Source organism: Pseudomonas sp. FBF18 (genome assembly GCF_024261405.1).
GTDB classification, from domain to species: domain Bacteria; phylum Pseudomonadota; class Gammaproteobacteria; order Pseudomonadales; family Pseudomonadaceae; genus Aquipseudomonas; species Aquipseudomonas palmensis.
In genome coordinates this window covers 132,998-145,028 of sequence record NZ_QKRS01000012.1, presented here as the reverse complement: position 1 = coordinate 145,028, position 12,031 = coordinate 132,998, and the positions used below count along the sequence as shown (strand labels likewise).

9 protein-coding genes are annotated in these 12,031 nt (G+C 65.5%); 7 read left to right on the top strand and 2 right to left on the bottom strand.

Annotated elements, in window-relative coordinates:
* Positions 1-291: 291 nt before the first annotated feature.
* Positions 292-1,917 (bottom strand): methyl-accepting chemotaxis protein, encoded by a 1,626-nt coding sequence (locus tag DN387_RS18770; protein ID WP_043863629.1) that lies wholly within the window; start codon positions 1,915-1,917, stop codon positions 292-294.
* A 278-nt stretch (positions 1,918-2,195) separates the two neighbouring features.
* Here DN387_RS18770 and DN387_RS18765 point away from each other — a divergent pair, with 278 nt between their 5' ends.
* The 3 genes from DN387_RS18765 (at position 2,196) to DN387_RS18755 (ending at position 4,822) form a co-directional block, all read left to right on the top strand.
* The gene (locus DN387_RS18765) at positions 2,196-2,426 is read left to right on the top strand and encodes a hypothetical protein (RefSeq protein ID WP_043863630.1); all 231 of its coding nucleotides are present in this window, start codon (positions 2,196-2,198) and stop codon (positions 2,424-2,426) included.
* Positions 2,423-2,725: a cell division protein ZapA gene (locus DN387_RS18760; RefSeq protein ID WP_043863631.1), complete on the top strand. Its 303-nt coding sequence runs from the start codon at positions 2,423-2,425 to the stop codon at positions 2,723-2,725. Before DN387_RS18765 ends, DN387_RS18760 begins: the two co-directional genes overlap by 4 nt.
* Before the next feature lie 159 nt (positions 2,726-2,884).
* The gene (locus DN387_RS18755) at positions 2,885-4,822 is read left to right on the top strand and encodes a methyl-accepting chemotaxis protein (protein ID WP_054916002.1); all 1,938 of its coding nucleotides are present in this window, start codon (positions 2,885-2,887) and stop codon (positions 4,820-4,822) included.
* A gap of 84 nt (positions 4,823-4,906) precedes the next feature.
* Here the strand turns inward: DN387_RS18755 and DN387_RS18750 are convergent, their stop codons facing one another.
* Positions 4,907-5,950 (bottom strand): low specificity L-threonine aldolase, encoded by a 1,044-nt coding sequence (locus DN387_RS18750; protein ID WP_043863633.1) that lies wholly within the window; start codon positions 5,948-5,950, stop codon positions 4,907-4,909.
* Between the two features lie 177 nt (positions 5,951-6,127).
* Between DN387_RS18750 and glyA the strand changes: the two genes are divergently transcribed.
* The 4 genes from glyA to DN387_RS18730 are packed head-to-tail and all read left to right on the top strand — an operon-like array spanning position 6,128 to position 12,004.
* On the top strand, positions 6,128-7,381 hold the full coding sequence (glyA, locus tag DN387_RS18745; RefSeq protein WP_054916001.1) for a serine hydroxymethyltransferase: 1,254 nt from the start codon (positions 6,128-6,130) through the stop codon (positions 7,379-7,381).
* A gap of 15 nt (positions 7,382-7,396) precedes the next feature.
* Positions 7,397-8,647, top strand: coding sequence for a sarcosine oxidase subunit beta family protein (locus DN387_RS18740; RefSeq protein ID WP_043863635.1), 1,251 nt, complete (start codon positions 7,397-7,399; stop codon positions 8,645-8,647).
* A gap of 13 nt (positions 8,648-8,660) precedes the next feature.
* Positions 8,661-8,990 carry a sarcosine oxidase subunit delta gene (locus DN387_RS18735; protein WP_043863636.1) on the top strand — a complete coding sequence of 110 codons (330 nt, stop codon included), beginning with the start codon at positions 8,661-8,663 and terminating at the stop codon, positions 8,988-8,990.
* Positions 8,987-12,004, top strand: coding sequence for a sarcosine oxidase subunit alpha (locus tag DN387_RS18730; RefSeq protein WP_054916000.1), 3,018 nt, complete (start codon positions 8,987-8,989; stop codon positions 12,002-12,004). The genes DN387_RS18735 and DN387_RS18730 overlap by 4 nt, the downstream gene beginning before the upstream one ends.
* The last annotated feature ends 27 nt before the right edge of the window (positions 12,005-12,031 follow it).

The following is a 12,031-nucleotide window of genomic DNA, read 5'->3' as shown; positions in this document are numbered from 1 at the left end:
CGCAGGTACTTGCCTTAAAGTGTCTGTAATGTCCGATGTAGAGCCATTCTGATTTGTAAACTGGTATTTATGCCAGTCTGCAATGCGGGGAGGTTATTGCGAAAAGTTATCGTGCGGCGTGAGGTTTTTGATGCCGAAGTTAAAGTGCACTGAATATTCCTACTTAATATTAGGAATAGTTTGTGAGCAACTTTAGATAAGTCTGACGAGATAGTGTTTTCGACGGCGAGCGGGGGCCGATCGAAAAAAACCGGGCGCCCGGCGCGCACTGCGCCGGGGCCCGGTGGCGACCTACACGCTGAAGCGTGCGACCAGACCGTTCAGGCCCACCGCCAGGCGAGACAGTTCGGCACTCGCGGCGCTGGTCTGGTGCGCCCCGGTGGCCGACTGCACCGACAGGTCGTTGATGTTCACCAGGTTGCGGTCCACTTCGCGGGCCACCTGGGCCTGCTCTTCGGCGGCGCTGGCGATCACCAGGTTGCGTTCGTTGATTTCGGCCACCGCGGTGGTGATGGTCTCCAGCGACAGGCCGGCGCCGCGGGCGATGCTCAGGGTCGACTCGGCGCGTTCGGTGCTGTGGCGCATCGAGTTCACCGCCTGTTCGGTACCGCCCTGGATGCTGCCGATCATGCGCTCGATTTCGCTGGTCGACTGCTGGGTCCGGTGGGCCAGGGCGCGCACTTCGTCGGCGACCACGGCGAAGCCGCGCCCGGCTTCACCGGCACGCGCCGCCTCGATGGCGGCGTTGAGGGCCAGCAGGTTGGTCTGGTCGGCCAGGCCGCGGATCACATCGAGCACCTTGCCGATGTCACGCGACTCGCCGGCCAGGTTGCCGATCAGCTCGGCAGTACCCTGCACGTCGGCACTCATGCGCTCGATGGCGCTGACGGTCTCCATGACCAGGTCGCGACCGTCGCCGGCCGAGCGGGTGGCCTGCTTGGACGCCTCGGATGTGCTCACCGCGTTGCGTGCCACTTCTTCCACCGCGCTGGTCATCTCGGTGACAGCAGTGGCGGCCTGCTGGATCTCGTTGTTCTGCTGCTGCAGGCCGCGCGCGCTTTCGTCGGTGACTGCATTCAGCTCTTCGGCAGCCGAGGCCAGCTGGGTGGCGGAGCCGGCAATCTGCTGCAGGGTGTCGCGCAGCTTGTGCTGCATCTTGCCCATGGCGTGCAGCAGGCGCGCCGCTTCGTCGGTACCGGTGGTGTTGATCGGTTTGGTCAGGTTGCCATCGGCGATCAGCTCGGCCGCCTGCAGCGCTTCGTCGATCGGCTTGACGATGCTGCGGGTGAGCAGCAGCGCGCACAGCAGGGTCAGTGCGGTGGCGGCCACCAGCAGCACGATCACCAGGGTGAAGGCCGTGTCGTATTGCGTGGCGGCGGTCTGGTTGGTCACACGGGTCTGATCGGTGTTGATCTTGACCAGGCGATCGGTGACTGCGCTGATCTGCTCGGAGTTGTCGAGCAGGTCGTGGTTGATCAGGCTGCGCAGTGCTTCCACATCACCGGCCTGCGACAGGCTTACCATGCGGTTTTCGAGCTGGCGGTACTGGTTGAGCAGCTGCACGTACTGGTTGTACGCGCCCCGTTCCTCGTCGCCTTCGATCAGTGGCTCGTAGGCCCGGCGCGCTTCGTCGATCTGGGCATTGCGCTTGGCCAGCAGTTGCACGGTGTCCTGCAGGGTGGCGGCTTCGCGGTTGAGCAGCAGGCGGTAGGACAGCGTGCGCAGGCGCAGGGTGAGTTGGGTGAGCTGGTCGAGGTTGGTGATGCTGGGCACGCTGATCTGTTCGATGGCTTCGCCGGCCTTGCGTATCTGCCCCATCTGGTTGAGGGCAAAGATGCCCAATGCAAGCATCAGGGCGCCGATCAGCGAAAACCCCAGAAGTGCGCGCGGGGCGATGTTCATGTTACGTAATGACATGGTTTTATCCGGCAGGGAATAGGAATGCGCGCGGTCCATGCGTCGTGGGGCAACTCTTATTGCCTATCGGTCAAAGCAGGGCAGACTTGAGGGGGCATGTAACTAAATGTGAACCACCGGTCATTTTTTTCACCCCGGCATCCGACCAAGCGCTGGAACCGGTTGCCGATCGACGGGTCAATCTGCACCCGGTCGAGGCTCTGGCCCCGATATCCCTGGCGAGTGCGGTGAGATTTCTTTATCGTGTGCGCCCCCTGAAAAACCGTGAGAACGCAATCATGCTGGAAACATCCCTGAGTCAACTGGAGCAACTGGTCAACGACCTGGTGCAGAAGAACCTCGACCTGGCCGAGCGCAACGCGCAGCTGAGCGACGAACTGGCCCAGGCCAAGGACGAGAACGAAAGCCTGCAACTGAGCCTGATGGAGCAGGAAGAGAAGCAAGGTGCAACCGCCGCGCGTATCCAGGCGCTGGTTGAACGTGCCGGTGGCGGCGCCGTTACCGCATGAAGACCACCGCGCAGTCGATCAATGTCGTGTCGATAATGGGCAATGACTATTCGATCAAGGCCCCTGAAGGTCAGGAGCAGACCCTGGCGCAGGCGGTGCAGATGCTCAAGGCCTCCCTGGCCGATACCAAGCGCAAGTACCCGTCGCTGATCGGCGACAAGTTGCTGGTGCTGGCCGCCCTGAACCTGTGCTCGCAGCAGATCGAACTGCAACAGGCACATCAGGAAGCCCTCGACCGTTATCAAGAGCAAGTCAGCGCCACGGTCGACGTCATTGCCCGGACAATCGGCAACAGCTGATTTCCCCCTCGCGTGCATTCCCTCTTTACTGTGCTGGCTCACTGACCCCTGGGGGCAGTGAGCGGCCCGAGTGTGGCTGACTGCTAGCATTGTATTTTCTGTTGTATACAATTGGCCTGGTGTTTGCGGTACACGGCTGGTTTAACTCAGGGGAAATTCATGCAGTTCTGGCGGCGCAGTATCCAGTGGCAATTGATCGCAAGCATGGGCGCGGCCCTGGTGGCGAGCATTCTGATCGTGGTTGGTATCTACACCGTGGCGGTCAATCGACTGACCGAGCGCTACCTGGTGGAGACGGCGCTGCCGGCGAGTATCGAGGCCATGCGCAACGATATCGAGCGTATGTTGGGCCGGCCTCTGACGGCGGCGGCCGACATTGCCAACAACACCCTGTTGCGCGACTGGCTGGCAGCGGGGGAGCCCCCCGAACAGGCCGGTGCGTTCGTCGAGTACCTGGAGTCGGTGCGTGTGCACAACCAGGCGTTCACCGCGCTGTTCGCCGCCACGCGCAGCAATCACTACTACAACCAGGGCGGGCTGGATCGCACCTTGAGCCGCGACAACCCGAAGGACTCATGGTTCTTCGGGTTCATCGACAGTGGCAAGCCGCGCCTGCTCAATATCGACACGGACATCAGCAGTGGCGACCTGGCGCTGTTCATCGACTTTCGGGTGGAAAAAGCCGGCCAGCTGGTGGGCATTGCCGGGCTGGGCCTGCGCATGACCGAGTTGTCCCAACTGATCCACGACTTCAGTTTCGGTGAGCGCGGCCGGGTGTTCCTGGTGCGCGGCGATGGCCTGATCCAGGTGCACCCGCAGTCCGAGTTCAGCGGCAAGCGCCAGTTGGCCGAGCAGATCGGCGAAGGCGCCGCCCAGCGTGCGTTGACCCCGCACGAGGGCCTGCAGCAGAGCCGCTTCGAGCGCGATGGCGAGACCTACCTGGCCCTGAGCCTGCCGCTGCGCGACCTGAACTGGACCCTGGTGGCCGAGGTGCCCGAGGCGCAGATCTACGCCCAGGTGAACCAGGCCGTGTGGCTCACCAGCCTGATCGGCGCGGCGGTGGCGTTGCTGTCGCTGCTGCTGGTGGTATGGCTGGCGCGCGGCATCGTGCGCCCGCTGCGCCGGGTGACCGGTGCGCTGACCGCGATTGCCCAGGGCGGTGGCGACCTGACCCAGCGCCTGGACGAGTCGCGGGCCGATGAACTGGGCGACCTGGCCCGGGGTTTCAACCGTTTTCTGGACAGCCAGCGCGACCTGATCGGCGAGGTGCTGCGCACCACCGAGCACCTGCGCAGCGCCGTGGGGCAGGTGAGCGCGGTGGTGGAGGACACCGCCGCGCGCTCCCATCGCCAGCAGGAGATGACCGAGATGGTGGCCACTGCCGTGCACCAGATGGGCCTCACCGTGCAGGACATCGCGCAGAATGCCGGCCAGGCCGCGCACGCCTCGCAGACCGCGCGCACCGAAGCGTTGCAGGCGCGCGAGGTGGTGCAGCGCTCGATTGCGCACATCGAAGGCATGTCGGGCGAGATCGGCGTGGCGGCCAGTGCGGTTGGCCAACTGGCGCAGGAGGTGGCGTCCATCGACGAGGTGCTGGCGGTGATCCGCAGCATTTCCGAGCAGACCAACCTGCTGGCGTTGAACGCGGCGATCGAGGCGGCGCGGGCCGGGGAGATGGGCCGTGGCTTCGCTGTGGTGGCCGACGAGGTACGTACCCTGGCCCAGCGCACTCAGGTGTCCACCGACGAGGTGCAGCAGATGATCCAGCGCCTCAAGCAGGGGGCGGGCAGCGCGGTGGCGTCGATGCAGGCGGGGCAGGCGGCGACCGGCACCGGCGTGGCGTCGAGCCAGCAGACCGGAGCGTCGTTGACCACCATTACCGGGCAGGTGGAGCACATCACCGACATGAACCTGCAGGTGGCCACTGCCACCGAGGAGCAGTCGGCAGTGACCGAGGAGATCAACCGCAACGTGCAGGGGATTTCCGACCTGGCGCGCCAGACGGTGGCGCAGGTGGAGGCGTGTCGGGTGGATTGCCAGGCGTTGCGCGGGCTGGCTGATGACCTGGCGCGACAGATGGGTGGGTTCAGGCTCTAGATCAGGGTGATTGCTTCGCCGGCAAGGCCGGCTCCTACAGGTTGGCGGTGTCTGTAGGAGCCGGCCTTGCCGGCGAAGGGGCCATCAGCGACCCAGCGTTACCGCACGAATATCCGCCGCCAGCTCGCGCACCCGTGCCTCGTCGGTGTCCCACGAGCACATGAACCGTGCGCCGCCGCTGCCGATGAAGGTGTAGAACCGCCAGCCCTTGGCGCGCAGCGCTTCCAGTGCCGGCTCCGGCATCTGCAGAAACACCCCGTTGGCTTCTACCGGGAACATCAACTGCACCGCCGGGATGTCCGCCACCAGCCCGCTGAGCAACTGCGCGCAGTGGTTGGCGTGCTGCGCATGGCGCAGCCACGCACCGTCTTCGAGCAACCCCACCCACGGCGCCGACAGAAAGCGCATCTTCGACGCCAGCTGCCCGGCCTGCTTGCAGCGGTAGTCGAAGTCTTCGGCCAGCTTGCGGTTGAAGAACAGGATCGCCTCGCCCACCGCCATGCCGTTCTTGGTGCCGCCAAAGCACAGCACGTCGATGCCGGCCTTCCAGGTCAGTTCGGCCGGCGAGCAGCCCAGGAACGCGCAGGCATTGCTGAAGCGCGCGCCGTCCATGTGCAGGTTAAGGCCCAGTTCCTTGCAGGTGGCGCTGATCGCCTTGAGCTCTTCGGGCCGATACACGCTGCCCACTTCGGTGGCCTGGGTGATGGTTACCACGCGTGGCTTGGGGTAGTGGATGTCTTGGCGCTTGAGCGCCACTTCGCGGATGGACTCCGGCGTAAGCTTGCCGTTTTCGCTGCGGGCGGTGAGCAGCTTGGAGCCGTTGGAGAAGAACTCCGGCGCGCCGCATTCGTCGGTCTCGACGTGGGCGGTCTCGGAGCAGATCACGCTGTGGTAGCTCTGGCACAGGGACGACAGGGCCAGGGAGTTGGCGGCGGTACCGTTGAAGGCGAAGAACACCTCGCAGTCGGTCTCGAACAGTTTGCGAAAGTGGTCGGAGGCCTTGGCGGTCCACTGGTCGTCGCCGTAGGCGCGTTCGTGGCCCTGGTTGGCCTTGTCCATCGCCGCCCAGGCTTCGGGGCAGATGCCGGAATAGTTGTCGCTGGCAAATTGCTGGCTTTGTTCTGTCATTGCACTGTCCTGTGGTCGACGCAGGCAAGCACTCTAAACCAACTATCAAATCGCCGACTACAAGGCCCATGTCGTAAACGCACCTTTGCGTGGCGTGCGCAGGCATCTGGACGGCCCGCGCCAGCCCTACCATCGCAGCCAAAGGGCGCTGTCCATGCCACTGCCGGGAGAGATGCGATGTTCACCAAGCACGACCAGATCCAGGGTTACGACGATGCACTGCTGGCGGCGATCAACGCCGAGGAACAGCGCCAGGAAGACCACATCGAACTGATCGCCTCGGAAAACTACACCAGCAAGCGCGTGATGCAGGCCCAGGGCAGCGGCCTGACCAACAAGTACGCCGAAGGCTACCCGGGCAAGCGCTACTACGGCGGCTGCGAGCACGTGGACAAGGTCGAGCAACTGGCCATCGATCGTGCCAGGCAGCTGTTCGGCGCCGACTATGCCAACGTCCAGCCGCACTCCGGCAGCCAGGCCAACGCCGCGGTGTACCTGGCCCTGCTGCAGGCCGGCGACACCGTGCTGGGCATGAGCCTGGCCCACGGCGGCCACCTCACCCACGGTGCCAAGGTCAGTTTCAGCGGCAAGCTGTACAACGCCGTGCAATACGGCATCGATACCCGCACCGGCCTGATCGACTACGACGAGGTCGAGCGCCTGGCCGTCGAGCACCAGCCGAAGATGATCATTGCCGGGTTTTCGGCCTACAGCAAAACCCTCGATTTCCCACGCTTTCGCCAGATCGCCGACAAGGTCGGCGCCTACCTGTTCGTCGACATGGCCCACGTCGCCGGGCTGGTCGCGGCGGGCCTGTATCCCAACCCGCTGCCCTATGCCGACGTGGTCACCACCACCACCCACAAGACGCTGCGTGGCCCGCGTGGCGGGCTGATCCTGGCCAGGGCCAACGAAGCGCTGGAAAAGAAACTCAACGCCGCGGTGTTCCCCGGCGGGCAGGGCGGCCCGCTGATGCATGTGATCGCGGCCAAGGCGGTGTGCTTCAAGGAGGCCCTGGAGCCCGGCTTCAAGGCTTACCAGCAACAGGTGATCGACAACGCCCGGGCGATGGCTGCGGTGTTCATCGAGCGTGGTTTCGACGTGGTGTCCGGTGGCACCGACAACCACCTGTTCCTGGTCAGCCTGATCCGCCAGGGCCTGACCGGCAAGGACGCCGATGCCGCCCTGGGGCGCGCCCACATCACCGTCAACAAGAACGCCGTGCCCAACGACCCGCAGTCGCCGTTCGTCACCTCGGGCCTGCGCATCGGCACCCCGGCCGTCACCAGCCGTGGCTTCAAGGTGGCCCAGTGCACGGAGCTGGCCGGCTGGATCTGCGACATCCTCGACCACCTGGGCGATGCCGATGTCGAGGCCGACGTGGCCAGGAGCGTGTCGGCACTGTGTGCGGATTTTCCGGTTTACCGCTGAGTGGAGTAACAGACCATGCAACGCTATTCGGGCTTCGGCCTTTTCAAGCACTCGCTCAGCCACCACGAGAACTGGCAGCGCATGTGGCGCACGCCCACCCCGAAGAAGGTCTACGACGTGGTCATCGTCGGCGGCGGCGGGCACGGCCTGGCCACCGCCTACTACCTGGCCAAGGTGCACGGCATCACCAATGTGGCGGTGGTCGAGAAGGGCTGGCTGGGCGGCGGCAACACCGCGCGCAACACCACCATCGTGCGCTCCAACTACCTGTGGGACGAGTCGGCGCACCTCTATGAGCACGCGATGAAGCTCTGGGAGGGGTTGTCCCAGGACATCAACTACAACGTCATGTTCTCCCAGCGCGGGGTCTACAACCTGTGCCACACCCTGCAGGACATGCGCGACTCCGAGCGCCGGGTCAGCGCCAACCGGCTCAACGGCGTGGACGGCGAACTGCTGAACAGCAAGCAGGTGGCCGACGAGATCCCGCACCTGGACTGCTCCAGGAACACCCGTTATCCGGTTCTCGGCGCCACCGTGCAGCGCCGCGGCGGCGTGGCGCGTCACGATGCCGTGGCCTGGGGCTATGCGCGTGCCGCCGATGCTCTGGGCGTGGACCTGATCCAGCAGACCGAGGTGATCGGCTTTCGCAAGGAAAACGGCGCGGTGGTCGGCGTCGAGACCAACAAGGGCTTCATCGGTGCGCGGCGCGTGGGCGTGGTCACCGCCGGCAACTCCGGGCACATGGCCAGGCTGGCCGGCTTTCGCCTGCCCATCGAGTCGCACCCGCTGCAGGCACTGGTGTCCGAGCCGCTCAAGCCGATCATCGACAGCGTGATTATGTCCAACGCGGTGCACGGCTACATCAGCCAGTCGGACAAGGGCGACCTGGTGATCGGCGCCGGCATCGACGGCTGGGTGGGCTACGGCCAGCGCGGTTCGTACCCGGTGATCGAACATACCCTGCAGGCCATCGTCGAGATGTTCCCGATCCTGTCGCGGGTGCGCATGAACCGCCAGTGGGGCGGCATCGTCGACACCACCCCGGACGCCTGCCCGATCATCTCCAAGACCCCGGTGGCGAACATGTTCTTCAACTGCGGCTGGGGCACTGGCGGTTTCAAGGCCACGCCGGGCTCGGGCCACGTGTTCGCCGCGAGCCTGGCCACCGGCGAGATGCATGCACTGGCCAAGCCGTTTTCCATCGACCGTTTCCATAACGGCGCCCTGATCGACGAGCACGGCGCTGCCGCTGTCGCCCACTAACAGGAGACACTCCATGTTGCACATCTTCTGTCCCCACTGCGGCGAGCTGCGCTCCGAGGAAGAATTCCATGCCGCCGGCCAGGCGCACATTCCGCGCCCGCTGGACCCGAATGCCTGCACCGACGAGCAGTGGGGCGACTACCTGTTCTTTCGTGACAACCCGCGCGGCCTGCACCACGAGCTGTGGATCCATGCCGCGGGCTGCCGCCAGTACTTCAACGCCACCCGCGACACCGTGACCTACGAGATTCTCGAAACCTATCCGATTGGTGCCAGGCCCCAGGCGCGCGCCCAGGAAAACGTCCCGCAGCTGGCTGTCACCGGCCAGGGAGAAAAGGTATGAGCCAGCGCTATCGTCTGCCCAACGGCGGTCGTATCGACCGCAGCCAGGTCCTCGACTTCACCTTCAACGGCCAGCGCTACCAGGGCTACCAGGGCGACACCCTGGCCGCCGCGCTGCTGGCCAATGGCGTCGACATCGTGGGGCGCAGCTTCAAGTACTCGCGCCCACGCGGCATCATCGCCGCCGGCAGCGAAGAGCCCAACGCGATCCTGCAGATCGGTGCCAGCGAGGCCACCCAGGTACCCAACGTGCGCGCTACCCAGCAGGCGCTGTACGCCGGGCTGGTGGCCACCAGCACCAACGGCTGGCCCAGCGTGAACACCGACGTGATGGGCATCCTCGGCAAGGTCGGCGGCAAGCTGATGCCGCCGGGGTTCTACTACAAGACGTTCATGTACCCGCAGTCGTTCTGGATGACCTACGAGAAGTACATCCGCAAGGCCGCGGGCCTGGGCCGTTCGCCGCTGGAAAACGACCCGGACAGCTACGACTACATGAACCACCACTGCGATGTGCTGGTGGTGGGCGCAGGCCCCGCCGGGCTGGCTGCGGCACTGGCAGTCGGGCGCAGCGGGGCGCGAGTGATCCTGGCCGACGAGCAGGAGGAGTTCGGCGGCAGCCTGCTCGATACCCGCGAAACCCTCGACGGCCAGCCCGCCGCCGAGTGGGTGGCCAAGGTGATCGACGAGCTGCAGGGCATGCCCGAGGTCACCTTGCTGGCGCGGGCCACGGTCAACGGCTACCACGACCACAACTTCCTCACGATCCACCAGCGCCTCACCGATCACCTGGGCGACCGCGCACCCATCGGCCAGGTGCGCCAGCGCATGCACCGTGTGCGCGCCGGGCGTGTGGTGCTGGCCACCGGTGCCCACGAGCGGCCGCTGGTGTACGGCAACAACGATGTGCCGGGCAACATGCTCGCCGGCGCGGTATCTACCTACGTGCGCCGTTATGGCGTGGCGCCGGGGCGCAAGCTGGTGCTGTCGACCAACAACGATCACGCCTATCGCGTGGCGCTGGACTGGCACGACGCCGGGCTCAAGGTGGTCGCGGTCGCCGATGCGCGGCACAACCCGCGTGGCTCGCTGGTGGAGGAGGCACGTGCCAAGGGCATTCGCATCCTCACCTCCAGCGCGGTGATCGAGGCGCGCGGCAGCAAGCATGTGACGGCAGCGCGGGTGGCAGCCATCGACGTGGCCGCACACCAGGTCACCAGCCCCGGCGAATGGCTGGACTGCGACCTGGTGGCGACGTCGGGCGGCTACAGCCCGGTGGTGCACCTGGCTTCGCACCTGGGCGGCAAGCCGCTGTGGCGCGACGACATTCTCGGCTTCGTGCCCGGCGACGCGCCGCAGAAGCGCGTGTGCGTGGGTGGCGTCAATGGCGTGTTCGCCCTGGGCGATGCGCTGGCCGACGGGTTCGAAGGCGGCGTGCGTGCGGCCACCGAGGCCGGTTTCAAGGCAGTGGAGGGCGTTCTGCCCAAGGTGCTGGTGCGTCCGGAGGAGCCTACCGTGGCGCTGTTCCAGGTGCCCCATGACCGCAACACCGCGCGGGCACCCAAGCAGTTCGTCGACCAGCAGAACGATGTGACTGCGGCCGCCATCGAACTGGCCACCCGCGAAGGCTTCGAGTCGGTGGAGCACGTCAAGCGCTACACCGCGCTGGGGTTCGGCACCGACCAGGGCAAGCTGGGCAACATCAACGGGCTGGCGATCGCCGCACGCTCGCTGGGCATCGGCATTGCGCAGATGGGCACCACCATGTTTCGCCCCAACTACACGCCGGTGACCTTCGGCGCGGTGGCCGGGCGCCATTGCGGCCACCTGTTCGAGCCGGTGCGCTTCACCGCGCTGCATGCCTGGCATGTGAAGAACGGCGCCGAGTTCGAGGACGTCGGCCAGTGGAAGCGCCCGTGGTATTTCCCCCGCGGCGGCGAAGACCTGCAGGCGGCGGTGGCCCGCGAATGCAAGGCGGTGCGCGACAGCGTCGGCCTGCTGGATGCCTCGACCCTGGGCAAGATCGACATCCAGGGCCCGGACGCCCGTGAGTTCCTCAACCGCATCTACACCAACGCCTGGACCAAGCTCGACGTGGGCAAGGCGCGCTACGGCCTGATGTGCAAGGAAGACGGCATGGTTTTCGACGATGGCGTGACCGCGTGCCTGGGCGACAACCACTTCCTGATGACCACCACCACCGGCGGCGCGGCGCGGGTGCTGCAATGGCTGGAGATCTACCAGCAGACCGAATGGCCAGAGCTGAAGGTGTACTTCACCTCCGTCACCGACCACTGGGCCACGCTGACCCTGTCGGGGCCCAACAGCCGCAAGCTGCTGGCTGAAGTGACCGACATCGACCTGGACAGGGACGCCTTCCCGTTCATGAGCTGGAAGGAGGGCCTGGTGGGCGGGGTGCCGGCGCGGGTGTTCCGCATCTCGTTCACCGGCGAGCTGTCGTATGAAGTGAACGTGCAGGCCAATTACGCGATGGGCGTGCTGGAGCAGATCGTCGCCGCCGGCAAGGCGTACAACCTCACCCCCTATGGCACCGAGACCATGCACGTGCTGCGCGCCGAGAAGGGTTTCATCATTGTTGGCCAGGACACCGACGGCTCGATGACCCCGGACGACCTGAACATGGGTTGGTGCGTGGGGCGCACCAAGCCGTTCTCGTGGATCGGCTGGCGCGGCATGAACCGGGAAGACTGCGTGCGCGAGAACCGCAAGCAGCTGGTGGGGCTCAAGCCGGTGGACCCGAGCCAGTGGTTGCCCGAGGGCGCGCAGCTGGTGCTGGACCCCAAACAGCCGATTCCGATGGACATGGTGGGGCACGTGACCTCGAGCTACGCGAGCAACTCGCTGGGCTATTCGTTTGCCATGGGGGTGGTCAAGGGCGGGCTCAAACGCATGGGCGAGCGGGTGTTTTCGCCGCAGGCCGATGGCAGCGTGATCGAGGCCGAGATCTGCGCCTCGGTGTTCTTTGATCCGAAGGGTGAGCGGCAGAACATCTGATGGTTGCAGGAGCAGCCTTGCTGGCGA

What these genes read in the sequence shown, in the direction of transcription:
- DN387_RS18770 (WP_043863629.1), bottom strand. Translation starts at nt 1,917, where the DNA reads ATGTCATTACGTAACATGAACATCGCCCCGCGCGCACTTCTGGGGTTT.
- DN387_RS18765 (WP_043863630.1), top strand. Translation starts at nt 2,196, where the DNA reads ATGCTGGAAACATCCCTGAGTCAACTGGAGCAACTGGTCAACGACCTG.
- DN387_RS18760 (WP_043863631.1), top strand. Translation starts at nt 2,423, where the DNA reads ATGAAGACCACCGCGCAGTCGATCAATGTCGTGTCGATAATGGGCAAT.
- DN387_RS18755 (WP_054916002.1), top strand. Translation starts at nt 2,885, where the DNA reads ATGCAGTTCTGGCGGCGCAGTATCCAGTGGCAATTGATCGCAAGCATG.
- DN387_RS18750 (WP_043863633.1), bottom strand. Translation starts at nt 5,950, where the DNA reads ATGACAGAACAAAGCCAGCAATTTGCCAGCGACAACTATTCCGGCATC.
- glyA (WP_054916001.1), top strand. Translation starts at nt 6,128, where the DNA reads ATGTTCACCAAGCACGACCAGATCCAGGGTTACGACGATGCACTGCTG.
- DN387_RS18740 (WP_043863635.1), top strand. Translation starts at nt 7,397, where the DNA reads ATGCAACGCTATTCGGGCTTCGGCCTTTTCAAGCACTCGCTCAGCCAC.
- DN387_RS18735 (WP_043863636.1), top strand. Translation starts at nt 8,661, where the DNA reads ATGTTGCACATCTTCTGTCCCCACTGCGGCGAGCTGCGCTCCGAGGAA.
- DN387_RS18730 (WP_054916000.1), top strand. Translation starts at nt 8,987, where the DNA reads ATGAGCCAGCGCTATCGTCTGCCCAACGGCGGTCGTATCGACCGCAGC.